General features: G+C 74.7%; 22 protein-coding genes. 13 read left to right on the top strand and 9 right to left on the bottom strand.

Annotated elements, in window-relative coordinates; genetic code table 11:
• The first annotated feature begins 11 nt into the window (after positions 1-11).
• Together ACI78T_RS16910 and ACI78T_RS16905 are read left to right on the top strand one after the other, a co-directional pair.
• Positions 12-311, top strand: coding sequence for a hypothetical protein (locus ACI78T_RS16910; RefSeq protein ID WP_456559282.1), 300 nt, complete (start codon positions 12-14; stop codon positions 309-311).
• Between the two features lie 215 nt (positions 312-526).
• Positions 527-895, top strand: coding sequence for a hypothetical protein (locus tag ACI78T_RS16905; RefSeq protein WP_456559281.1), 369 nt, complete (start codon positions 527-529; stop codon positions 893-895).
• Between the two features lie 82 nt (positions 896-977).
• On the opposite strand, the gene ACI78T_RS16900 is transcribed toward ACI78T_RS16905, so the two are convergent.
• Positions 978-3,959 (bottom strand): sacsin N-terminal ATP-binding-like domain-containing protein, encoded by a 2,982-nt coding sequence (locus tag ACI78T_RS16900; RefSeq protein ID WP_456559280.1) that lies wholly within the window; start codon positions 3,957-3,959, stop codon positions 978-980.
• 152 nt (positions 3,960-4,111) lie between these two features.
• Between ACI78T_RS16900 and ACI78T_RS16895 the strand changes: the two genes are divergently transcribed.
• The 3 genes from ACI78T_RS16895 (at position 4,112) to ACI78T_RS16885 (ending at position 7,830) form a co-directional block, all read left to right on the top strand.
• A complete protein-coding gene (locus ACI78T_RS16895) occupies positions 4,112-4,591 on the top strand; it encodes an ATP-binding protein (RefSeq protein WP_456559279.1) in 480 nt (159 codons plus the stop codon).
• Positions 4,592-4,666: 75 nt separating this feature from the next.
• A complete protein-coding gene (locus ACI78T_RS16890; RefSeq protein WP_456559278.1) occupies positions 4,667-6,217 on the top strand; it encodes an aldehyde dehydrogenase family protein in 1,551 nt (516 codons plus the stop codon).
• Positions 6,214-7,830, top strand: a complete 1,617-nt coding sequence (locus ACI78T_RS16885) for a GMC family oxidoreductase (protein WP_456559277.1) — start codon at positions 6,214-6,216, stop codon at positions 7,828-7,830. Before ACI78T_RS16890 ends, ACI78T_RS16885 begins: the two co-directional genes overlap by 4 nt.
• A gap of 43 nt (positions 7,831-7,873) precedes the next feature.
• Here the strand turns inward: ACI78T_RS16885 and ACI78T_RS16880 are convergent, their stop codons facing one another.
• Complete coding sequence (locus tag ACI78T_RS16880) at positions 7,874-9,193, bottom strand: MFS transporter (RefSeq protein WP_456559276.1); 1,320 nt, start codon at positions 9,191-9,193, stop codon at positions 7,874-7,876.
• Positions 9,194-9,264: 71 nt separating this feature from the next.
• Here ACI78T_RS16880 and ACI78T_RS16875 point away from each other — a divergent pair, with 71 nt between their 5' ends.
• Together ACI78T_RS16875 and ACI78T_RS16870 are read left to right on the top strand one after the other, a co-directional pair.
• Positions 9,265-10,248 carry a GlxA family transcriptional regulator gene (locus ACI78T_RS16875; protein WP_456559275.1) on the top strand — a complete coding sequence of 328 codons (984 nt, stop codon included), beginning with the start codon at positions 9,265-9,267 and terminating at the stop codon, positions 10,246-10,248.
• A 237-nt stretch (positions 10,249-10,485) separates the two neighbouring features.
• On the top strand, positions 10,486-12,057 hold the full coding sequence (locus ACI78T_RS16870; RefSeq protein ID WP_456559274.1) for a DEAD/DEAH box helicase: 1,572 nt from the start codon (positions 10,486-10,488) through the stop codon (positions 12,055-12,057).
• A gap of 123 nt (positions 12,058-12,180) precedes the next feature.
• On the opposite strand, the gene ACI78T_RS16865 is transcribed toward ACI78T_RS16870, so the two are convergent.
• The 6 genes from ACI78T_RS16865 to ACI78T_RS16840 form a co-directional block, all read right to left on the bottom strand.
• Complete coding sequence (locus tag ACI78T_RS16865; RefSeq protein ID WP_456559273.1) at positions 12,181-13,188, bottom strand: sugar phosphate isomerase/epimerase family protein; 1,008 nt, start codon at positions 13,186-13,188, stop codon at positions 12,181-12,183.
• A gap of 16 nt (positions 13,189-13,204) precedes the next feature.
• On the bottom strand, positions 13,205-14,389 hold the full coding sequence (locus tag ACI78T_RS16860; RefSeq protein WP_456559272.1) for a Gfo/Idh/MocA family protein: 1,185 nt from the start codon (positions 14,387-14,389) through the stop codon (positions 13,205-13,207).
• A 72-nt stretch (positions 14,390-14,461) separates the two neighbouring features.
• The gene (locus ACI78T_RS16855) at positions 14,462-15,481 is read right to left on the bottom strand and encodes a substrate-binding domain-containing protein (protein WP_456559271.1); all 1,020 of its coding nucleotides are present in this window, start codon (positions 15,479-15,481) and stop codon (positions 14,462-14,464) included.
• Positions 15,482-15,627: 146 nt separating this feature from the next.
• The gene (locus tag ACI78T_RS16850) at positions 15,628-16,776 is read right to left on the bottom strand and encodes an ABC transporter permease (RefSeq protein WP_456559270.1); all 1,149 of its coding nucleotides are present in this window, start codon (positions 16,774-16,776) and stop codon (positions 15,628-15,630) included.
• The gene (locus ACI78T_RS16845; RefSeq protein ID WP_456559269.1) at positions 16,773-18,308 is read right to left on the bottom strand and encodes a sugar ABC transporter ATP-binding protein; all 1,536 of its coding nucleotides are present in this window, start codon (positions 18,306-18,308) and stop codon (positions 16,773-16,775) included. Before ACI78T_RS16845 ends, ACI78T_RS16850 begins: the two co-directional genes overlap by 4 nt.
• A 259-nt stretch (positions 18,309-18,567) precedes the next feature.
• Positions 18,568-19,734, bottom strand: coding sequence for an ROK family protein (locus ACI78T_RS16840; protein WP_456559268.1), 1,167 nt, complete (start codon positions 19,732-19,734; stop codon positions 18,568-18,570).
• Between the two features lie 173 nt (positions 19,735-19,907).
• Here ACI78T_RS16840 and ACI78T_RS16835 point away from each other — a divergent pair, with 173 nt between their 5' ends.
• Both ACI78T_RS16835 and ACI78T_RS16830 read left to right on the top strand, forming a co-directional pair.
• The gene (locus tag ACI78T_RS16835) at positions 19,908-20,414 is read left to right on the top strand and encodes a hypothetical protein (protein WP_456559267.1); all 507 of its coding nucleotides are present in this window, start codon (positions 19,908-19,910) and stop codon (positions 20,412-20,414) included.
• Positions 20,415-20,430: 16 nt separating this feature from the next.
• Positions 20,431-20,652 carry a hypothetical protein gene (locus ACI78T_RS16830; RefSeq protein ID WP_456559266.1) on the top strand — a complete coding sequence of 74 codons (222 nt, stop codon included), beginning with the start codon at positions 20,431-20,433 and terminating at the stop codon, positions 20,650-20,652.
• A 6-nt stretch (positions 20,653-20,658) separates the two neighbouring features.
• Here the strand turns inward: ACI78T_RS16830 and ACI78T_RS16825 are convergent, their stop codons facing one another.
• Complete coding sequence (locus tag ACI78T_RS16825) at positions 20,659-21,198, bottom strand: helix-turn-helix domain-containing protein (protein WP_456559265.1); 540 nt, start codon at positions 21,196-21,198, stop codon at positions 20,659-20,661.
• 58 nt (positions 21,199-21,256) lie between these two features.
• On the opposite strand from ACI78T_RS16825, the gene ACI78T_RS16820 reads away from it, so the two are divergent.
• Genes ACI78T_RS16820 through ACI78T_RS16805 form a run of 4 tightly spaced genes read left to right on the top strand, consistent with a single transcriptional unit; the run spans position 21,257 to position 23,438 of the window.
• Positions 21,257-21,595 (top strand): hypothetical protein, encoded by a 339-nt coding sequence (locus tag ACI78T_RS16820; RefSeq protein ID WP_456559264.1) that lies wholly within the window; start codon positions 21,257-21,259, stop codon positions 21,593-21,595.
• Between the two features lies 1 nt (position 21,596).
• Entirely contained in the window at positions 21,597-22,514 is a 918-nt protein-coding gene (locus tag ACI78T_RS16815; protein WP_456559263.1) for an alpha/beta hydrolase family protein, read from the top strand.
• A 19-nt stretch (positions 22,515-22,533) separates the two neighbouring features.
• Positions 22,534-23,025, top strand: coding sequence for a plastocyanin/azurin family copper-binding protein (locus ACI78T_RS16810; protein WP_456559262.1), 492 nt, complete (start codon positions 22,534-22,536; stop codon positions 23,023-23,025).
• A complete protein-coding gene (locus ACI78T_RS16805; RefSeq protein WP_456559261.1) occupies positions 23,025-23,438 on the top strand; it encodes a hypothetical protein in 414 nt (137 codons plus the stop codon). The genes ACI78T_RS16810 and ACI78T_RS16805 overlap by 1 nt, the downstream gene beginning before the upstream one ends.
• Positions 23,439-23,492 lie beyond the last annotated feature (54 nt).

The following is a 23,492-nucleotide window of genomic DNA, read 5'->3' as shown; positions in this document are numbered from 1 at the left end:
TACTGGTGCGCGTGAGGACTCGGTGGGCAGTGGGCGGCGCGGTCGCGGTGGCCGTGTCGGTCGCCGCCTACCTGCTGCTCGACCCGGTCGTCGCCACCTTCGTGGCGATCGTGCTGGTCACCGTCGTGGGCATCGCCGTCCTGGCCGCCGACTGGGACCGGCACTCCACCTTCGAGGAGCGGGAGCTCCAGCGCGCCCGCCGGCGCAAGGAGAAGTGGGAGCGGGGGGCGGCCGCCCGGGAGCGCGACCGCGTGAAGTGGGAGGCGCACCGGGCCCGCCAGGAGGCGAAGAAGGCCGGCCAGGGGCAGTAGGCGGTTATTCGCTCGACGCGTCCGCGGACCGTCCCTAGCCTTCCCGGCATGCGGTACTCCGTGCGCGCGCGCACCGTCTGAGCCGACCACTCCCGCGGAGCGGCATCGCCGCCCGCCGTCGGCACCCGTGACTCCTCCGGGTGCCCGCTCCCTCTGCCCGGCGGGGCTGCTCCGGCGTCCCCGGGCACCCCTGCGACCTCTCCCGGAGGCACCCCGTGTCACGTCCCACCCCTGTCGGCGACGGCCCCGCGGCCGCCGCCCGCGCCGCCCTGCCCGAGTCCGACACCGCGGCGTTCGACCGGCTCGCCGGCGCCGTGCTCGCCTCGGCCGGCGCTCCGCTCGGTGCGCTGCTGCGCGCCCAGCTCCCCGGCACCGCCGGTGTCCGCTGGCTCCGCCAGGAGGGCCTGCCGCCGACCACGCGGCCCACGGCGCTCACCGCGGTGCACTGGCGCTCGCTCTTCGAGTGCTGGCGCGCCACCTCCCGCGCCCCCGGACCCGGTGCACCGGCCGGGCGGCGCGGCGGGCGCCCGTCCACCCACGGCCACGCCCCGGGTGCGGCCGCGATCCCGCGCTGGGGCCAGTAGAAGGACCCCCTCCCTCTCACCGCTCGCCCGCTCGCGGCGAGCCTCCGGAGAGGGCCGGTGGAGCCTGACCGGAAGAGATCCTTCAGCCCCCGACCGCGTCCTCGGCCGCCAGGTCGAGGACGCGGTCGGGGTGCGCGAAGGCCTCGGCCAGCGCCTGGCGCGCCGACCACGCCCCGGCCCGCCACGCCAGGGCGCGGCCGAGCCCCTCCGGGGTGCCGTCCACGTGGTCGACGTCCCCGTCCGGCCACCAGCTGACGGGCCGCCCGTCGACGACCAGCCGCTCGTGGACGACGACGTCACCGGCCAGGCGGTCGACGCCGAGCCGGGCGGCGGCCAGGTCGGCACCGGGCACGTCCGCCCAGGCGCGCCGCTCCCCCGGGCCCGTCGGCGCGCCCCTGACGACCTCGCTGGCCAGCGGCAGGTCGAGCAGGTCCGCGACCGCTCCGGGCGCACCACCGGCAGGGACGATGGGCGCTCGCACCAGTGGCTGCAACCACGGGGCGTCCAGCACCACGGCGTCCTCGACCACCCGGTCCGGCGCGACCCGCACCCGGTCCGGTGGGTCGACGTCGATGCCCTCGAGTGCCACTGCCAGGCGGGCGTAGACGGTGCGGAGGACGTCGGGGCGCACCGTCAGCGCCGGGTTCCCGAGCCGGTCGAGCAGATCGATGGCGGCGTCGACGTCGGCGAGGACGTCACCGACCGTCGCCGGTGGCCGGAGCAGGGCCAGGAGCCCGGCCGGCCCGTGCGCGGGTTCGTACAGTCCCTGTAACTCCGTGCTCTCGGGGTGCCGGAGCCGGTCGGGACGCCGGCCGGCCAGCACCGGGTGCGTGAGCAGCCACCACCGCAGGTACCCCGGTACCGCGACACCGCCCAGGTCGACGTCGGCCCAGGCGTCCGCCGGGAGTGCGGCGGCCAGCGGCAGCGCGCGCTCCCAGTCCGTGACCAGCTCGAGGTCGCGGACGGCGACCACCGCGGGCCACCCGGGCGGCGGGGCGTCGTGCGGGAGGCGGTCGAGGACGGCGTCCACCCATTCCTCGGCGCCGTCGACGTCGAGGTCGTCGGGGTGGTCGGCGCGCACGAGCGCGAAGGTGTCGAGCACGCCGACGGCCCGCAGCACGTCCGGGTCGGTGGCCGCCGCCGTCCGCGGGTCCAGCACCCCCAGCGCCCCCTCGGCCAGGACTCCCGCGAGCACCGACCCCGGCAGCACGAGCTCCCCGGCGGGTGCCCAGCCGCCGTCCGCGTCGGGCAGGGCGAGCTCGGCCAGCCACGGCAGCTCCCCCACCGCCGGCCGGGCCGCCGCCACCAGGGCCAGCACCGCCTCCGCGAGGTCCTCCGGATCCGGCGCGCTCTCCAGCGCGTCCTCGACCGAGTCCATCGACGCCTCGACGGCGGCCCGCACGCCCGGGTCGGCGAGCACGGCGTGCGCGGTCGCGGGCCGGGCGCCGAGGCGTTCCAGCAGCAGGCGGGCAGCGCGCGGGGCGACCGCGTCCGGCTCCGCCAGCCGCAGCCCGAGCGCACCGAGGCGGCGGACCGGGAGCCCCTCCTCCGGCAGCAGCACCCCGGCCGGACCGTGCGCCAGCCGGCCGTCGGCGAGCGGCACCGGCAGGGCAGCGAGCTCCTCGCGGTCGGCGCCGTCCAGGGCGGAGTACAGCGCCGCCCACCAGGACGGGGGCCGCTCGACCCCGCGGACAGCCTCCACCGCCTCCGCCGTCCCGATGCGCCGGACGCCGAGCGCGGTGAGCGCGCCGCCGTCGGAGCGCCGCGACCAGGCGGCGGGCAGGAGCCCCGGCACGACGTCCCGCAGCGCGGCGACCCGCTCGTCGGTGGGGTCGTCGAGGGCGGTCGCGCGGTCGGCGGTCTGCCGCGCCGCGGGATCGGCCGCCACGGGCAGCCAGGCCACCGTCCGCAGCCGGTCCAGGACCGCGGCGCACAGCGCGGCGTCGAGGGCGGCCCCGGCCAGGCCCACCCGCGGCACCAGCGCCAGCACCGCGGGATCGGCGGGCAGTCCGGTCACCAGGTCGCCGACCGTCGCGGCGGCCGCCCCCACCAGGGCGTCGGTGACCGGGCCGGGCGCGACGTGGCGGCGGTCCGGCCCGAGCGGGAAGGGCGCGATCAGCCGCACCGGCACCGACAGCGGCTCGTCGCTCGGCGTCGGTGCGTGCACCACCTGGGCGCCCGGCAGGGGTCGCGGGCGGCCGTCGTCGTCGAGGGGCACTGCCGCCGTCACGGTCCAGGCCCGGCGGGACCGCTCCTCCACCGGCCGGTCGGCGACCAGGTCCGCCGCGAGCTCGCCCGACCGCTCCGCGACCGCCCACGTCGTCGTCCCGGTGCCGTCGGTGATCCGCGCGGACCCGCCGGAGCGCTCGATGCGCAGGCTGCGGCACCGGCCGCCGGACACGACCTCGATCTCCGCCAGGCCCGGCAGGGCGAGCAGCAGCTCCGGCGGGAGATCGTCGAGGGCCCGGGCGACCGATTCCTCGGCCCCGGCGCGCAGCCGCAGCACCACCTCCGTGGCGAAGCCCTCGGGCGGCGACCCCTCGGCCGGCCAGGGCAGCCGCAGCACCGGCACCCCGCCGTCCCGGCGCGCGACCTCGGCCGCGAGGGCCGGCACCGCGGCGACCTCGGCCCGGGTCAGGTCGGCGCTGAACCGCATGCCGCCGGCCTCCGAGAGCACCGCCGGCTCGTCGGTCACGGCCAGGACGGCGGAGAACCCGACCCCGAAGCGCCCGACGGCCGCCGCGTCGTCCCGCTTGGCCGAGGCCCGCAGCGTCGCCAGCCCCTGGACGCCGGCCGCGTCGAGCAGTGCGCCGGTGTTGGCCGCCCGCAGCGTCGCGTCGGAGAGCTCCAGCCGCAGCCGGCCGGGCACCCCGGCGCGGACGGCGGCGTCCGCCGCGTTCTGCGCGAGCTCGACGACCAGCCGGTCGCGGTAGCCACCGCGGACCAGGTCCTCCTCGGCGTTGGCGTCCTCCCGGAAACGGGCCGGGTCGGCCGACCACGCGGCCAGCACGCGCCGCCGGACGGCCGCGGTGCCGAACGGGTCACCGGCGAGCGGGGTCTGCATGGGCTCGGGGGCCTCCCTGGCGGCGCGGCGGATCCCTCCACGACACTAGTTCGGCGGGGCGTCCGACGATCTCCAACTATGGGGTGACACCGGGGTTCGCCGCCCCGGGCGGCGGGCACCCGACGCCTGCAGGACCGCGCCCGGACCCGGGCGTGGCAGACGGCCCGGAACCGGGCCCGGCCGACGAGGCGGTGACCGTGGCGCTCTGGGAGTCGGCGCCGTCCCCGTTCGGCTTCCGCGAGCTCTGGTGCGAGCAGCTGCACTCGCTCTCGGAGCTGGCGAAGCTGCGGGCCCGGCTGCGCCGGTCCCTCACCGGCAGCGCGACCGTCGTGCACCCCGAGCGGGAGCACTGGTCGGAGCGGCTCGTGCTCATCGCCGACGAGCTCACGTCCAACGCCCTCCGGCACGGTGGCGCCCCCGTCGCCACCGCGCTCAGCCGCACGGGCGATCGCTGGCTGCTCGCGGTCAGCGACTCCTCCACCGAGGTGCCGCCCACCCCGGCGGTGGGCCGCGACCCCGGGCTCGGCGGCTTCGGCCTCTACCTGGTCGCCGACCTGTCGAAGCGGCACGGCTGGTTCGTCGACCGCGGCACCAAGACCGTCTGGGCCGAGATCGAGGCCGACGAGGGCTGAGCCACCCCTCTGCCGCCCGTCCCCGCTCGGGTCTCCCCGTGCCGGGACAAGTGACTCGCAGGTAACCTGCGCCACATGTCGCTCGTCGAGCAGATGGACACCGTCACCGACGCCTCCGCGGGCACGGTGGACCGCCACGACACCACCCAGACGTTCGAGTCGACGAACCCCGCCTCCGGTGCGGTCGTCGGCGTCTTCCCGGTGCACGACACCGAGGCCGTCGAGGAGACCGTCGCGCGGGCCCGCACCGCCGCCGCGCACTGGGCCGACCTCGGGTTCGACGGGCGCAAGGCGCGCCTGGCGGCCTACCGCGGCTACCTCGCCCGCCGGATGAACGAGCTCGCCGACCTCGTGCACCGCGAGAACGGCAAGCCGCACGCCGACGCGATCCTCGAGATCACGCTCGCCGTCGACCACCTGGCCTGGGCCGGCGCCAACGCCCGGAAGACACTCGGCCCGCGCCGGGTGAAGGCCGGGATGCTGGCGGCCAACCACGCCGCCTACCTCGAGTACCAGCCGCTCGGCGTCGTCGGCGTCATCGGCCCGTGGAACTACCCGGTGTTCACGCCGATGGGCTCCATCGCCTACGCGCTCGCCGCGGGCAACGCCGTCGTCTTCAAGCCGTCGGAGTACACGCCCGCCGTCGGGGCGTGGCTGGCCGCCGCGTGGCGGGCCGCCGTCCCCGACTGCGAGGACGCGTTCCAGGTCGTCACCGGCTACGGCGAGACCGGCGCGGCCCTCTGCCGGGCCGGCGTCGGCAAGCTGGCCTTCACCGGCTCGGCGCCGACCGGCCGCAAGGTCATGGCCACCTGCGCGGAGACCCTCACCCCGGTGCTCATGGAGCTCGGCGGCAAGGACGCGATGATCGTCGACGACGACGCCGACGTGGTGGCCGCCGCCGACGCCGCCGTCTGGGGCGCGATGAGCAACGCCGGGCAGACCTGCATCGGCATCGAGCGGGTCTACGCCACCAGCAAGGTCTACGACCGGTTCGTCGCCGAGGTGACCGAGCAGGTGCGCCGGCTCCGCCCGGGTTCGGACGACGAGGCGACCTACGGCCCCATGACGATGGCCTCGCAGGGCGACACCGTCCGCCGGCACGTCTCGGACGCCGCCGCGAACGGCCGCGTGGTCCGCGGCGAGGCCGACCCGAACCTCTTCCCGAGCGAGAACTTCCTGGCGCCCGCCGTGCTGCTCGACGTCCCCGAGGACTCCCCCGCCATCCAGGAGGAGACGTTCGGGCCGACCCTGGCGATCACCAGGGTGCGCGACGCCGAGGAGGCGCTCGAGAAGGCGAACGCCACCAGCTACGGCCTCGCCGGCTCGGTGTTCACGAAGTCGAAGGCGCGGGGCCTGGAGCTGGCCCGCCGGATGCGCAGCGGCATGACGTCGGTGAACTCGGTGCTCACCTTCGCCTCGGTGCCCGCGCTGCCCTTCGGCGGCGTCGGCGAGAGCGGCTTCGGCCGGATCCACGGCGAGGACGGGCTCAAGGAGTTCACCCGCGCCAAGGCCATCACCCGGCAGCGCTACGCCCTGCCGGTGAACCTCATGAGCTTCAGCCGCCCGGCGTCGGCCACCGACGCCGTCGCCCGCGTCATGGGCATGATCCACGGGCGGCACCGGTGACCGAACTCGACACCGAGTACGACGTCGTCGTCGTCGGCGCCGGGTCGGCCGGTTGCGCGCTGGCCGGCCGGCTGTCGGAGGACCCGACGCTGAGGGTGCTGCTGCTCGAGGCGGGCGGCTCCGACGACGTCCTCGAGGTCCAGATCCCGGCCGGGCTCTACAAGACGTGGCGCACCCGGCTCGACTGGAACTACACGACGGAGCCGCAGCCGGGGCTCGACGGCCGCAAGCTGTTCTGGCCGCGCGGCAAGCTGCTCGGCGGCTCGTCGTCGATCAACGCGATGATCTACATCCGCGGCGCCCGGGCCGACTACGACGAGTGGGCCGAGCTGACCGGGGACAAGGCCTGGTCCTACGACCACGTGCTGCCGCTGTTCCGCCGCATGGAGGACAACGAGCGCGGCGCCGACCGCTTCCACGGCGTCGGCGGCCCGCTGCGGGTCGAGGACCTGCGGTCGCCGCACCCGTGGACCCGCGCCGTCGTCCAGTCGGCGGTCGCCGCCGGCTACCCGCGCAACGACGACTTCAACGGTGAGACGCAGGAGGGCGTCGGGCAGTACCAGGTGACGCAGAAGCGCGGGCGCCGCTGGTCGTCGGCCGCTGCGTACCTGCACCCCGCGGAGCGCCGTCCCAACCTGACCGTGCGGACAGGGGCCCTCACCACCCGGGTGCTGGTGGAGAACGGCCGGGCGACCGGCGTCGAGTACCGCGCCGGCGGCCGCGTGCACACCGTGCGCGCCACCCGCGAGGTGGTGCTCTCCGGCGGCGCGATCAACTCGCCGCAGCTGCTGATGCTGTCGGGCATCGGGCCCGCCGACCACCTGCGCGAGGTGGGCGTCGACGTCGTCCACGACCTGCCGGGCGTGGGCGCGAACCTGCAGGACCACCCGCTGGTGCCGATGGTCTACGACGTGCGGTCGGGCAGGTCGCTGCGCCTGGCCGAGACGCCGCTCAACCTGGCGCGGTGGAAGGCGGCCGGCCGCGGCCCGCTGACCTCCAACCTCGCCGAGGCGGGGCTTTTCACCCGCTCCTCCCCCGAGCTCGCCGAGCCGGACCTGCAGTACCACTTCCTGCCGGTCAAGTTCTGGAAGCAGGCGGAGATCGACCCGGACGTCGAGGCCTTCAGCACGCTCGTCGTCCTGGTGCACGTGCACTCGCGCGGCTCGGTGCGGCTGCGGTCGGCCGACCCGTCGTGGGCGCCGTCCATCGACGCCGGCTACCTCACCGACGAGCGCGACCTCGAGGCGCTGGTGACCGGCGTGGAGAAGGCGCGCGACATCGCCGGCGTCGGGCCGCTCGCCTCGGTCCTGGCCGGCGAGTGGTCGCCGGGCAAGGACGTGCAGGGCCGCGACGCCCTCCGCGCGAAGGTGAAGGAGACCCTCGAGTCGCTGTACCACCCGGTCTCGTCGTGCCGGATGGGCGTCGACGACCAGGCGGTCGTGGACTCGCAGCTGCGGGTGCGCGGCATCGAGGGCCTGCGGGTCGCCGACGCCTCGGTGATGCCGACGCTGGTGCGGGGCAACACCAACGCGCCGACGATCATGATCGCCGAGCGCGCCGCGGACCTCATCCTCGGCCGCTCCGTCGACCCCGCCCTCGCCGCCGCCCTCTAGGAGGCCCGGGGGGCCGAAGTGGCCACCACGGCCCCCGTCGGCGTCAGCCGTGGGCCTGGGCGGCGGCGGCTTCCTCGCGGTCGGTCGGCAGCGCGGTCCGCGCCGGCGGCGGCAGGTTGCGGCGGATGGAGATCGACGCGACGGCGGCCACCATGCACAACCCGCCGGCGAGGAACCAGGCCAGGTCGTAGGAGCCGGTGACGTCGCGGATCACGCCGCCGCCGAACGCCGCGACCGCCGAGCCGACCTGGTGCGAGGCGAACACCCAGCCGAAGACGACGGGCGCGCGGGCGCCGAAGTGCTCGCGGCACAGCGCCAGCGTCGGCGGCACGGTGGCCACCCAGTCCAGGCCGTAGAAGACGATGAACGCGACCATGCTCAGGTGCAGCTCCGGCCCGAACAGGGTCGGCAGCGCGAACAGCGACAGCCCGCGCAGCCCGTAGTAGGCCAGCAGCAGCGCCCGCGGGTCGACGCGGTCGGTCAGCCAGCCGGAGAACACGGTGCCGGCGATGTCGAAGATGCCGACGACGGCGAGCAGGCCGGCCGCCGTGGTCACGGGCAGCCCGTGGTCGTGCGCCGCCGGGATGAAGTGCGGCTGCACCAGCCCGTTGGTCGACATCCCGCAGATGAAGAACCCGACGGCCAGCAGCCAGAACGGCCGGCTCTTCGCGGCGAGCACCAGACCCTGGAGGGCGGCCCGCGCGGCGCCGGTGCGCACCGGCTCGACGTCGTCGGCCGCGGTCCCGCCGTAGGGGACGGCGCCGACGTCACGGGGCCGGTCGCGCAGCAGCCAGGCGACCAGCGGCAGGACGGCCAGCGCCGCCGCCGTCGTGCCCAGCGACGCCGCCCGCCAGCCCCACTCCGAGTCGATCCAGGCCACCAGCGGCAGGAAGATCAGCTGCCCCGCCGCACCGCCGGCGGTGAGGATGCCGGAGACCAGACCGCGCCGGGCGACGAACCAGCGGCCGGTCACCGTCGCCACCAGCGACAGCGCCATCGAGCCGGCGCCCAGGCCGACCAGCACGCCCCACAGCAGGAGCAGCTGCCAGCTGGCGGTCATGAAGACGGTGAGCCCGCTGCCCAGCGCCACCACCAGCAGCGCCCCCATGACGACACGGCGGATGCCGAACCGCTCCATGAGCGCGGCGGCGAACGGCGCGGTCAGCCCGTAGAGCGCCATGTTGATGGCGACGGCGGCCGAGATGGTCGACACCGACCAGCCGAACTCCGCCCGCAGGGGGTCGATCAGCACACCCGGCACCGCGCGGAACGCGGCCGCTCCGACGAGGGCCAGGAAGGTCACGGCGGCGACCCACCACGCGGGGTGGATGCGGTGCGCGCGCGGCGGGGCGAGGGCGGTCACGACGGAGAGCATGGCGGATCGGGCCCGCCGGAGGGAGTGGCCCGACGGCCAACATGTGCAAGGATCCGGCCATGACCGCTGAGCGGCACGAGGTCGCCGTCCTGGCCCTGCCGGAGACGATGGCCTACGAGGTCGGGCTCCCCCACCAGTTCCTCGGCAGCGCGGCAGGGCCCGACGGCCGGAAGCTGTACCGGGTCCGGGTGGCCAGCCTCGACGGCGGCCCCGTGCGGACGTCGGCCGGCTACTCGGTCCTGCCCGAGCACGACGCCTCCATCCTCCGGACGGCGCAGACCGTCGTCGTCCCCGGCGTCTACGGCACGTCGGCGATGACCGAGGGCACCGTGCCCGACGAGCTGGCCGACCTGCTGCGCGAGACGGCCGCGCACGCGCGGCTGGTCTCCATCTGCACCGGCGCCTTCGTCCTGGCCGCCGCCGGCCTGCTCGACGGCCGGCCGGCGACCACCCACTGGGTGCACGCCCCCGCCTTCGCCCGGCTGTTCCCTCAGGTGGCCCTCGACCCGGACGTCCTGTTCGTCGACGACGGCGACGTGCTCACCTCCGCCGGCAACGCCGCGGGCATCGACGTCCTGCTGCACGTGATCCGCCGCGACCACGGCAGCGAGGTGGCCAGCCGGGTCGCCCGGCGCAGCGTCGTGGCGCCGTGGCGGGACGGCGGGCAGTCGCAGTTCATCGAGCGGCCGGTGCCCGAGGCCGGCGACTCCGGGACGGCGGCCACCCGCGCCTGGGCGCTCGAGCACCTCGACGAGCCGCTCACCCTGGCCGACCTCGCGCACCACGCCCGGATGAGCGTCCGCACGTTCACCCGGCGGTTCCGCGACGAGACGGGCCTCTCGGCCACCCGCTGGCTGGTCCAGCAGCGGGTCGCGCTCGCCCGCCGGCTGCTGGAGTCGACCGACGTCCCGGTCGAGCGGGTCGCCGAGCAGGCCGGCTTCGGCACCACCGCCTCGCTGCGCCAGCACCTGCACGCCGCGATCGGCGTCGCTCCGCTGGCCTACCGCCGCACCTACCGCGGACCGGTCGCTCACCCGATGTGACCGGCGACTCCCCCGCCGTGGGACCACGGGCGGGCGATCTCTGGTTGAGTGAGGAGTACCGGCGCCGCCCTCGCTCACCCTGAGCGGCAGGAATCGACGTCGGGCTGAGGCTGCGCCACCGAGGTGCGCCCGGCTGACCGACGTCTCGCCGACGGAGTGAGCCCGCCCTGCCCCGAGCAGGTGCGCCGGCACGCGCCCGCCGAGGTGTCGTGCGGCCACTCGAGCGTCGAGGAACCCATGACTTCGCAGAACGGCACCACCCAGAGCTCCGACCGTCCCCGCCGCCGTCGCGGCGGCCGCGGTCGCGGCACCCGTCCCGCGGGCGAGCCGCAGGTCCAGCAGGCGGCGCCCGCCGCCGCGCCCGTGGCGCCGGCCGTCGTGCCCGTCCAGGCACCCGCGACCGTCCTCCCCACCGACACCACCTTCGACGCCCTCGGCGTCCCCGCGCCGATCGTCGAGGTGCTCTCGGCCAGCGGCATCACCGCGCCCTTCCCGATCCAGGTCGCCACGCTGCCCGACAGCCTCGGCGGCCGCGACGTGCTCGGCCGTGGCCGCACCGGCTCGGGCAAGACGCTCGCCTTCAGCATCCCGCTGGTCGCCCGCCTGGCCGCCTCGGACAGCCGCCGGCAGCCCAAGCGCCCGCGCTCGCTGATCCTCGTGCCGACCCGCGAGCTGGCCAATCAGGTCGCCGCCGTCGTCGAGCCGATGGCCACCGCCCTGGGCATGAAGACGACGACGATCTTCGGCGGCGTCGGCCAGAACCCGCAGGTGCAGGCGCTGGCCGGCGGCATCGACGTGCTCATCGCCTGCCCCGGCCGGCTCGAGGACCTCATCGGCCAGGGTCACTGCGACCTCGGCGCCGTCGAGATCACGATCCTGGACGAGGCCGACCACATGGCCGACCTCGGCTTCCTGCCCGGCGTGAAGCGCCTCATGGACCGCACTCCGAAGGTCGGCCAGCGGCTGCTCTTCTCGGCCACGCTGGACAACGGCGTCGACGTCCTGGTCAAGCGCTACCTGAGCGACCCGATCACGCACTCGGTCGACCCGGCCGTGGCACCGGTGAGCACGATGACCCACCACGTCCTGCAGGTGCAGAACGCGGACAAGGCCGAGGTCGTGCGCCAGCTCGCCTCGGGCCTCGGGCGCAGCGTGCTGTTCACCCGCACCAAGCACCAGGCCAAGAAGCTGGCCAAGCAGCTCACCGCCCAGGGCATCCCGGCGGTCGACCTGCACGGCAACCTCAGCCAGAACGCCCGCGAGCGCAACCTCGAGGCGTTCACCACGGGTGCGAGCCGGGTGCTGTGCGCGACCGACATCGCCGCGCGCGGCATCCACGTGGACGACGTCGCGCTGGTCGTGCACGTCGACCCGCCGGCCGAGCACAAGGCGTACCTGCACCGTTCCGGCCGCACGGCCCGAGCGGGCGCCGAGGGCGCCGTCGTCACCGTGTCGACGCCCGACCAGGCCGGCGAGGTTCGCACGCTCGCGCGCCAGGCCGGGATCACCCCGAAGGTCAGCGTCGTGCGGCCGGGTGCGCCGGAGATCAAGGCACTCACCGGCCCGGCCGCGCCCTACGTCGAGCCGGCCCCGGCGCCCGAGCCGCAGCCCCAGGGCAACGGCGGCGGCCGTCGCCGTCGCGGCGGTTCCGGTGGCGGTGCGCCCAAGGCGACGTCGTCGTCCGGCGCCTCGCGTGGTGGGTCGGGCCGCGCGTCCGGCCCCGCGCGCACCCGCGCCGAGCTGGCCGCGCGGGCGGGGACGACGTCCGCCGCCTCCTTCAGCGCCCGCTCGCGCCGCGGCGGCCGCTGACCCCACGGACGACGAGTGCCGACTCGTCGACATGTCAGCCGGTTGACATGACGACGAGTCGGCACCCATGACGCACCGGGTGCGGGTGCGCGACGGAAGCCCGCCCGCCCCGGTGCAGCTCTGCTAGTTCCCGCTGGAGAAGGCGGCGTCGAAGGCCGCGGCCGGCGGGTCGAACGCCAGCCGGCGCACGAACTCCAGCGCCTCGGGGGCGCCGACGAGGCGGTCCATGCCGGCGTCCTCCCACTCCACCGAGATCGGCCCGTCGTAGCCGATGGTGTTGAGCATCCGGAAGCAGGCCTCCCACGGGACGTCGCCGTGGCCCGTGGACACGAAGTCCCACCCGCGCCGCGGGTCGGCCCAGGGCAGGTGCGAGCCCATGCGGCCGTTGCGCCCGTTGCCGACCTGCTTCTTCGCGTCCTTGCAGTCGACGTGGTAGATCCGGTCCTTGAAGTCCCAGATGAACGACACCGGGTCCAGGTCCTGCCACACGAAGTGCGACGGGTCCCAGTTGAGCCCGAACGCCTCGCGGTGGCCGATGGCCTCCATGGTGCGGACCGTCGTCCAGTAGTCGTAGGCGATCTCCGACGGGTGGACCTCGTGGGCGAACCGCACGCCGACCTCGTCGAAGACGTCGAGGATCGGGTTCCAGCGGTCGGCGAAGTCGCGGTAGCCGTCCTCGATCATCGACTCGGGCACCGGCGGGAACATCGCGACGGTCTTCCAGATCTTGGACCCGGTGAAGCCGACGACGGTCTTCACGCCGAGCTTCGCCGCCGCACGGGCGGTCAGCTTCATCTCCTCGGCGGCGCGCTGGCGGACGCCTTCGGGGTCGCCGTCGCCCCAGACGCGCGGGTGCACCATGCCGCGGTGCCGCTCGTCGATCGGGTCGTCGCAGACCGCCTGGCCGTTGAGGTGGTTCGAGATCGCGAAGACCTGCAGGTTGTAGCGCTTGAGCAGGTCCAGCTTCTCCTGCACGTACGAGTCGTCGTTCGCGGCGCGCTCGACGTCGAGGTGGTCGCCCCAGCAGGCGATCTCCAGGCCGTCGTACCCCCACTCCGAGGCGAGCCGGGCCACCTCCTCGAACGGCAGGTCGGCCCACTGGCCGGTGAAGAGGGTGACGGGACGGGGCATCAGATGTCCTCTCGGGTCATGACGGGAACTCGGTCCAGGTCGAGCGGTCGCCGGCGCTGCGCTCCACGGCGTCGAGCACCCGCTGCACCTGCAGTCCGTCGGCGAACGACGGCGCCGGGTCGGTGTTCTCCGCGATCGCGGTGACCAGGTCGACGACCTGGTGGGTGAAGCCGTGCTCGTAGCCCAGACCGTGCCCGGCCGGCCACCACGCGGCGACGTACGGGTGCTCCGGCTCGGTCACGATGACCCGGCGGAAGCCGGCGGTCTCCGCGGGCTCGCTGCCGTCGAAGAACTCCAGGACGTTCATGTCCTCGAAGTCGAACGCCAGGCTGCCCGCCGACCCGTTGATCTCGATGCGGATGCCGTTCTTGCGGCCGAGCGCGAACCGCGTGGCCTCGAAGACGCCCAGCGCCCCGCCGGTGAACCGGCCGAGGAACACGGCGGCGTCGTCCACGGTGACCGTGCCGGTCCCCTCGCCGCCGACGCCGGTGAGCGAGCCGGCCGAGGCGGGCAGCGGACGCTCCTTGACGAACGTCTCGAGCATCGCGCTGACGCCGGTCAGGTGCTGGCCGGTGATGTACTGCGTCAGGTCGACGATGTGCGCCCCGATGTCACCGAGCGCACCCGAGCCGGCCTTGTCCTTCTCCAGCCGCCACGACATCGGCGCGGCGGGGTCGGCGATCCAGTCCTGCAGGTACTGAGCCCGCACGTGCCGGATGTCGCCCAGCCGGCCGTCGGCGACCAGCTTGCGGGCCAGCCCGATGGCCGGCACCCGGCGGTAGGTGAAGCCGACCATCGACCGCACGCCGCGGGCCGCGGCCTTGGCGGCGGCCTCGGCCATCGCCTCCGCCTCGGCGACGGAGTTGGCCAGCGGCTTCTCGCAGAGCACGTGCTTGCCCGCCTCGAGGGCGGCGATCGCGATCTCGGCGTGGGTGTCGCCGGGCGTGCAGACGTCGACCAGGTCGACGTCGTCGCGCTCGACGACGCGGCGCCAGTCGGTCTCGGTGGACGACCACCCCAGCGTGTCGGCGGCCTCGGCGACGCGGGCGGCGTCGCGGCCGGCCAGCACGGTGAGCTCCGGCCGCAGCGGGAGGGCGAAGAAGTGGGGGGCGGTCCGCCAGGCCTGCGAGTGGGCGGCGCCCATGAAGGCGTAACCGACGAGGCCGACGCGGAGGGCCGGCGTGCCGTGCGTGCTGGTCATGAGGGGGCTCCTGGGTGGAGCGGAGCCGCCGGGCAGGTGGGGACACCCACCCGGCGGCTCCGGATCAGTCGGTCAGGACTCGAAGGCGGCGTCGATGAAGTCGTCGACGTTGTCCGCGGTCACGACCGGGGCGTTGAGGACGATCGTCCGCGGCACGCCCTGCGACTCCAGGTCCGAGATGCTCTTGCCCTGCGCCACGAGGCGGGCCAGGCGGACACCGTCAGCCGCCTGGGTGTGCGGGTAGATGACCGTCGCCTGGAGGACCGAGTCACCGGCCTGGATGGCCCGCATCGCGTTCGCCGAACCGGCGCCGCCGACCATGAAGAACTCGTCGCGGCCGGCGTTCTCGATGGCGGCCAGGACGCCGACGCCCTGGTCGTCGTCGTGGTTCCAGATGGCGTCGATCTGCGGAGCGGCCTGGAGCAGGTTGGCCGCCGCCTCCTCGCCGCCCTCGACGGTGAAGTCGGCGGCGACGCGGTTGCTGACCTCGAGCCCGCAGTCGGACAGCGCGTCGGAGAAGCCCTGGCTGCGGTCCTGGGTCAGCGGCAGCGAGTCGATGCCGGCGATCTCGGCGACCACGGCGTCGGGCTGGTCGCCCAGCTCCTCGCAGATGTAGGTGCCGGCCGAGACACCCATGCCGTAGTTGTCGCCCAGGATCGTGGCGCGGGCGGCGAACGGGCTGTCGAACTCGCGGTCGACGTTGATGACCGGGATGCCGGCCTCCATCGCCTGCAGCGCGACGGGGGTCATCGCGGCGCCGTCGAACGGCAGCAGGACGATGGCGTCGACGCCGTCGTTGATGAAGGTCTCGACCTGGCTGATCTGGGTGCTGACGTCGTTGGTGCCCTCGGCGACCTGCAGCTCGATGTCGCCGTACTCCTCGGCCGCGGCGCGCGCGGCCTCGGTGATGCCGGCCATCCAGCCGTGGTCGGCCGCGGGGGCGGAGAACCCGATGGTGACGGTCTCGCCCTCCTCGTCGTTGTCGCTGGCGGCGTTGTTGCCGCCGCCACCGCCGGAGGACTCGGGCGTGTTCCCGGTGCAGCCGGCGAGAAGCACGCCGGCGCCGATGAACGCGACCGCGGTGGACGTCACGCGGCGGTACCCGCGCTGCCTCGTTGCAGACAATGTTCTCTCCTCGCTCTCGCCACCTGACTCCGTCGCCAGGGGGTGGTACTGCCGTGCCGTGGTGCGCCGGGAGGCCGGGCGGCCCGCCGGGGTGGTGCTGACCCGCGCGCGGGTCAGGTCGTGGGGCCGCTCGCGCCGCCCTGGGCGGCGCCGGCCGGCGAGCCGGGCACGGCGGCCGCGCCGCTCGTCACGCCTCCGGGTCCGCCGGCCGTGCCCGTCGCCGCCGGCGACTTCGTCTTCCGGCTGCGGCCCTCGGCGCCGGCCAGGCGCATCTGCAGGAGGACGGCGAGCACGATGATCACGCCCTGGGCGACGGCCTGCGCCGAGCTCGTCAGGTTGTTCAGCGTGAACACGTTGCCGAGCGTCGTGAGGAGCAGCACGCCGAGGACGGTGCCGACGATCGTGCCCCGGCCGCCGATGAGCAGGGTGCCGCCGATGACGACCGCCGCGATGGCGAGGAGCTCGTACAGCGTGCCGTGCGTGGAGCTACCGGTCGTGGTGCGGGCCATCATCATCACCGCGGCGATGCCGCAGCAGACGCCGGACAGCACGTAGAGCATCACCGTGTGCCGCTGGACGCGGATGCCGGCCAGGCGGGCGGCCTCGGCGTTGCCGCCGACGGCGAAGGTGCGGCGGCCGAACGTCGTCCGGTTGAGCAGGACCCAGCCGACCACGGACACCAGGGCCCAGATGATGACCAGCGTCGGGATGCCCAGGACGTCGCCGGAGAAGAAGGACAGGAAGTCCCGGTCCTGCACGATCTGGGTGCGCCGGTTGGCGATGATCTCGGCCAGACCGCGGGCCGAGACGAGCATGGCCAGCGTGGCGATGAAGGCGACGAGCTTGCCGTAGGCGATGACGACACCGTTGACCAGCCCCGCACCGGCCCCGACCAGGATCGCGGTGACGACCATGACGATCCAGTGGACGTCCTCGGCCAGCGCCTGGGTCGCGAGGGTGGTGGCCCAGACCGACGCCAGCGCGAGGATGGCCCCGACCGACAGGTCGATGCCACCGCCGATGATCACGAACGTCATCCCGATGCTCACCACGCCGATGACCGCGGCCAGCCGGAGGATGGTGAGGACGTTGTCGACGTCGGCGAACCTGTCGCCGGCCGTGATGACCCCGACGATGCAGAGGATCGCCAGGGCGACGACCAGCCCGAGGTTCCGGCCGATCGGTCCGGACATGAAGCCGGCCCGGCCCCCGTTCTGCGACGCCGTCTCCTCCTGCGTCGTCCCGGTCAGTGCGCTGCTCATGCCACGTCCCCTTCGTGCAGTGCGGTGCCGGTGTGCGGCGTGCCTTCCATGACCAGGTCGAGCACGCGGTGCTCGTCGAGCTCGTCGGCCGGCGCCTCGGCGACGACGGCGCCGTCGGCGATGACGAGGACCCGGTCGGCCAGACCGAGCACCTCCGGGATCTCGCTGGAGACCACGACGACGGCCACGCCGCGGTCGGCCAGGTCGCGGACCAGCGCGTAGATCTCCGAGCGCGCGCCGACGTCCACACCGCGGGTGGGCTCGTCGAGGAGCAGCACCCGGCAGTCGCGCAGCAGCCAACGGGCCAGCACGACCTTCTGCTGGTTGCCGCCGGACAGCGTCCGGACGATGCGCGTCACGTCGGCCGGCCGGACGTCCAGCGACCGGGTCTGCTCGCGGGCGGCCGACTTCTCGGCGTTCCCCGACAGGAACCCTCCGCGCGCGAAGCGGCGGAGGCTCGAGACGGTGATGTTGCGGTAGACCGAGTCGTCGAGCAGCAGCGCCTGGCTCTTGCGCTCCTCGGGGGCCAGCCCGATGCCGGCGGCGACGGCGGACCCCACGTCGCCGTTGCGCAGCCGCTTGCCGCCGAGCCGGACCGTGCCGGACGTGGCGCGGCGGGCGCCGTAGATCGTCTCGAGGATCTCCGAGCGGCCCGAGCCGACGAGCCCGGCCAGGCCGACGATCTCCCCGGGCCGGACGCTGAGGCCGACGCCCTCGAAGTGGCCGCGCAGACCCAGGCCCTCGACCTCGAGCAGCGGTGCGCCCGTCGGGGCGGTGCGCCGCTCCGGGAAGACGTACTCGATCGTGCGGCCGGTCATCAGCGTGATGACGTCGCGGGTGGGGGTGTCCCGGGCGGGCAGGCCCGTGGCGACGGTGCGCCCGTCCTTGAGCACGGTGATCCGGTCGCCGATCTCGCGGATCTCCTCGAGCCGGTGGGAGATGTAGACCACGGCGACGTCGTGGGCGGTGAGGTCGCGGATGACCCCGAAGAGCCGCTCGACCTCCTCGTTGTCCAGGACGGCGGACGGCTCGTCCATGATGATCAGCTTCGCGTCCTGGGACAGCGCCCGCGCCATGCTGACCATCTGCTGCTGCGCCGCGGACAACGAGCCGACCTCGGAGGTGGGCCGGATCTCGGGGTGCCCCAGCCGGGTGAGCAGCTGCGTGGCCGCCCGGTTCGCGGCCGCGGGGCGGGTGATCCCCAGCCGCGCGGTCTCCCGGCCGAGGAAGATGTTGTCGGCCACGGTGAGGCCGGGCACCAGGTCGAGCTCCTGGTAGATCGTGGCGATGCCCAGGCGCATGGCGGACTGCGGGTCGTGCAGCGAGACCTGCTCGCCGCGCCAGGTGATGGTGCCCTCGTCGGGCTGGTGGGCCCCGGCCAGCACCTTGATCAGCGTGGACTTGCCGGCGCCGTTCTGGCCGAGCAGGCAGTGCACCTCGCCGGCGCGGACGTCCAGGTCGACCCCGCCGAGGGCGCGGACACCGGGGAACGTCTTGACGATCCCGTGCATCTCCAGCAGCGGGGCCGTCACGGGCACGCACCCGTCGGAAGGTCATTCACATCATCACCCGGGACTTTTGCTCATCGTTGACCATTAGTCGGCGCAGCCGAGAACATATGTCCGCGGTCACACGCGGTCAAGGGCCGCCGGTCCCGGTTATCGGAATGAGATGAAAGCTCCACCCGGTCGTGCCGAGTGGGCCCCGGGAGGGGGCCGCAGAGGCGCGACGCAACGGCTCAGCGCGTCAGGGGGACCGCTCTCGGCCGAGGCGACCCGGAGGGTCGCAGCGCTACCGGGCCAGCGCCTCGACGACGGAGTCCTCGTCCAGGAACCCTTCGATCGCCATCAGGGCCGCACCCACGCGACCGGATCGGTCGGGGGCCTCGCTGACGGTGATGTCGAGCGCCCGGGCGGCCAGCGGCATCGAGCGCCGGTAGACCGCCTCTCGGATGCCCGCGAGCAGCGGGACGCCGGCGCGCGCGACGCCGCCGGTCATGACGATGCGGTGCGGGTTGAAGAAGTTCACCAGCGCGGCGAGCACCGTGCCGATGGTGCGGCCGGCGTTGCGCACCAGCTCGAGGGCGGCGCCGTCCCCCTGCGCGGCGAGCTCCACGACGGCGCGCACGCTGTCGACCGGGAGGCCGGCGGCGAGGGCGTCGCGCAGCAGGGCGCCTCCCCCGGCGATCGCCTCGAGGCAGTTCTCCTGGCCGCAGCGGCAGGTCACCGTGCGCCCGTCGGGCTGGGCGACGTGGATGTGCCCGATGTCGCCGGCGCTGCCCTGCGCACCGCGGTACACCTGCCCGTCGACGATGACCCCGCAGCCGATGCCCGTCCCGACCTTGACCACGAGCAGGTCCTGCGACGACCCCGCGACGCCGATCTCGCCCAGCGCCATGACGTTCACGTCGTTGTCGACGTAGACGGGGCACTCGTAGCGCCCGAACGCGCTCGGGATCGGGTAGTCGTGCCAGCCCGGCATGATCGGCGGGTGCGACGGCCGGCCGGTCGAGAACTCCACGGGTCCGGGCACGCCGACCCCGACGGCGCACACGTCGGCCGGTGTCACGCCCGCCTCCCCCAGCACCTTCTGCGCGAGCCGGTCCACCTCGGCGAGCACCGGGCCGGGCCCCTCGGCGATGTCGATCGGGTGGCCCACGGTCGCGAGGATCTGCGCGGAGAGGTCGGTGACCGCGACGTCGACGCTGGTGGCCCCCATGTCGACGGCCAGCACGCACCCGGCCCGGCTGTTGAACTGCAGCAGGGTCGGCGGGCGGCCGCCCGTGCTCCAGCCCCGCCCGCCCTCCTCCAGGAGGTTGGCGGCGATCAGCTGGTCCACCCGCGCGCTCACCGTGTTGCGGGAGGCGCCGGTCAGCGCGACGAGCTCCGCCCGGCTGCGGGCACGACCGGTCCGCACGTGCCGGAGCAGCGCGCCGGCCGAGGCAGAGGTGTGCGCCACGCCGCCATAGTGGCACGCGGAGACGCCGGTACCGGCGCGTCCGCCCGGGCGGTCACCTCTCCGAGGTGCGCGGCGTCGGGACGGTTGACGCGCGGGCCGGTGGGCACTGAGCCACCGACCGAGCAGCTGGTTGAGCTCTGGACGAGCATCCCCGACGAACGAGCGAGGTACCCATGGGCCTGCCCATCACCCTGTCCGAGATCGCCCCGCGCATCTCCGCCGGCGCCTTCATCCTCAACAGCGGGCTCGGCAAGCGCGGCGCCGACGAAGAGGCCGCCGCGGGCATGCACGGCTTCGCGGCCGGCACCTACCCGTTCCTCAAGTCGATCCCGCCGCAGCAGTTCGCCCAGGGCCTCGCGACCGCGGAGATCGTCGTCGGAGGCCTCCTGCTCACCCCGTTCGTGCCGACCTTCGTCGCCGGAGCGACCCTCACCGCCTTCTCCGGCGGGCTGCTCGGCCTGTACCTGAAGACGCCGGGCATGCGGAAGCCGGGCAGCCTGGCGCCGACCGAGCAGGGCCTCGCCATCGCCAAGGACAGCTGGCTCCTCGGCATCGGCATCGGGCTCATGACCCGCGGCCTCATCGAGCGCAAGCCGCGGGTGACGGTCAAGAAGGCCAACAAGCTGGCGAAGAAGCAGGCGAAGCAGGCCGCGCGGGAGGCGCGCCGGGCCGCGAAGTGAGCCGTATGGTTGCCCGGTGAGCGAAGTGGCGTTGCTGCTGCAGGTGGTCGCGCTGCTCGTCGGCGTCCCCGTGTTCTTCGCACTGCTCGGCCGGCGGGCACGCCGGCGCGGGCTGGGCTACGCGGTCATGTCCCCGCTCGAGGAGGTCTTCGCCCCGGGGTCCCACCGCGCGAACGTGGAGGTGCACGCGCACGTCGAGCGGGCCGCCCCCAGCCCCGGGGTGGCACCCCGCCGGTGACGCGGGTCAGCCGGCGGGCAGGTGGACGGTGGTGACCAGCCGGCGGCGCCGTCCGCCGCCCGGGCCGTTCGCCATGCGTGCGCGCAGCGCCTCCCGCAGGTCGCCGGCCAGCTCGTCGAACTCCTCGTCGGTGACCCACACGGCCACCTGCCGGTAGCCCACCCGGTCCGCTGCCGGGTCGAGCCCGACGCCGTCCGCCGAGGCGCGGGCGACGTACCTCTCGAAGTCGGCCAGCAGCCCGGCCACGAAGACGGTGAACGCGCGCCGGTGCTCGTCGGCCGTCATCGCGGCGGCCTCGTCGGGCCCGACCGAGGCGGCCGCCAGGTCCAGCCGGTAGCTGCGCTCCGCCGCCCCGCGCACCTTGCGCTCCCCCACCACCTCGAGGACGCCGGCGTCGGCCAGGACGCCGACCTGCCGGTAGAGCGTCGCCTGCGGGACGTCGGGCAGCTCGGCATGCAGATCCGCGGTGGTCAGCGTGCGCTCCCCGAGGAAGGCCTGGACGACGCGCAGCCGCACGGGGTGCAGCAGCAGCTCACCGCTCGGCACGCGACCTCCCACCGTTCTCGCGATTGACAACGTTCTCACCATCGAGAATAGTGAGGTCATGGCCCGCGTGCAACTGACACCCACCACCGTGACCGTCCGTCTCACCCGCGCGGAGAAGTTCTGGGGCCTCCTCCGCGACGTGGAGTTCGACCGCGCCGCCGTCCGGGAGGTCGACGTCGTGCAGGAGCCCCTGTCGGCCGCGCGGGGCCTCCGCGCTCCCGGTCTGGCCTGGCCCGGCGTGCGGAAGATCGGCACCTGGCGACGGCCCGGCGAGCGCATACTGGTCTCCGTGCGCAGGGGACGGCCCGCCGTCCGGCTGCGGCTGGCAGGCGCGCGCTACGACACCGTGCTGGTGAGCACGGACGACGCCGCCGCACTCGCCGGCGCCCTCGCCTGACGTGCGGGAGCTCCCCCTGCGGGTGCCCGGCGACAACCCGCTGAACGGCACGCTCACGCTGCCGGCCGGCCCGCTCCCAGCCCCGGCCGTCCTCATCGCCTCGGGCTCGGGCCCGCTCGACCGCGACTCCGACCACCGGCGCGCCCGCTTCGGCGTCGCCCGTCAGCTGGCCCACGCGCTCGCCGCCGGCGGGCTCGCCTCGCTCCGCTACGACAAGCGCGGGGTCGGCGAGAGCCCCGGCGACTGGCGGACCGCCGGCCTGTTCGACAACGTCGACGACCTGGGCCGCGCCCGTGAGGCGCTGGCGACGCGCGACGAGGTGGACGCCGACCGCATCCTGCTCGCGGGGCACAGCGAGGGAGCGATCCTCGCGGCCGCGCTCGCCGGCCGCGGCGCCCCGACCGCCGGTCTGGTGCTGCTGTCGATGTCGGCCACCCGCGGCGACGAGCTGCTGCTCTGGCAGGCACGCCGCATCGCTCCCACCCTGCCGACGCCCGTCCGCGGGCTGCTCCGGCTGTTCCGGGTGGACCTGGCCAGGAAGGTCGCGGCCAACCACGACCGCATCCGCGCCACCACCACCGACGTCGCACGGATCGGCGGCGCCCGGCTCAACGCCCGCTGGCACCGCGAGTTCCTGGCGCACGACCCGCGCGAGGACCTCCGCCGGGTGACGGTCCCGGTCCTGGCGCTCACCGGTGCGAAGGACCTGCAGGTCGACCCCGCGGACCTCCCCGTGATCGAGGCGACGGTCCCCGGACCGGTCACCGCGGTGCTGGTCCCCGACCTCACGCACACCCTGCGCACCCAGGCGGGACCGCCGTCGCTGGGCGCCTACAAGCGGGAGATCCGCGGGCCGGTGAACCAGGACGTCCTGGCAACCGTGGTCACGTGGTGTCGGGAGGTCACCGGCCTCACCTGAACACCCGAGGAGGTCCGCCGTGCCGCACCGGCTCCGCTCCGCACCCGTCCACCGGTTGACCGCAGGAGCGGCCACGCTGCTCCTGGCCGCCGGCCTCGCCGCGTGCGGCGGCTCCGGCGACGACGACGCCGCCGCCGGGTCCTCGTCCCCGGCGAGCTCGACCACCGAGGAGGCGCCGTCGTCGGCCGGCGAAACCACGAGCGCCGCCCCCACCTCGCCGTCCGAGCAGGAGAGCGAGGCGGTGACCGTGACCGCGAGCGACTTCGCGTTCTCGGTCGACGAGGACACGTTCACCGCCGGGCAGGTCGTGTTCACGCTCGTCAACGACGGCGGCTCCACCCACGACCTGGTCATCGAGCGCGACGGTCAGGAGGTGGCGGCGGCCGACGCCGTCGACCCGGGCCAGACGTCGACGGTCGCGGTGACCCTCGAGCCGGGCCGGTACGTCCTCTACTGCTCGATCGCCAACCACCGGGCGATGGGCATGGAGACCACCATCGAGGTGAGCTGATGACCGCGCCGCCCGTCACCGACCACCGCCGGGCCACCGGGCTCCTCTGGGCCCTGCGCCTCGCCGGCGCGGCACTCCTGGCCGCGATGGGGTGGATCCACCTGGACCTCTGGGGCGACGGCTACCGGTCCATCGACGTCATCGGGCCGGCGTTCCTGCTGAACACGATCGCGGGCTTCGGCCTGGCGGTCCTGCTGCTCGTGATCCCGCGCGCCCTGGTCACCTGGGTCGCCGCGGTCGGGGCGCTCACCGCGGCCGGGACGCTCGGCGGCCTCCTGCTCGCCACCACCGTCGGGCTCTTCGGCTTCACCGAGTCGACCGCGGCACGCCTGTGGTGGGAGTCGTTCTGGGTGGAGCTCGCGGCCGTCGTCGTCCTGGCCGTCCTCGCGGTCCTCGGCCGGCGACGGGCGTGACCGGGACGGGAGGGGCGCGCCCCTCCCGTCCAGGTTCGGCTCACCCGAAGCCGC

The sequence above is a fragment of the Blastococcus sp. SYSU D00922 genome (genome assembly GCF_054050495.1).
Note: the sequence above shows the minus strand (reverse complement) of the source record. Positions and strands in the feature narration are given on the sequence as shown.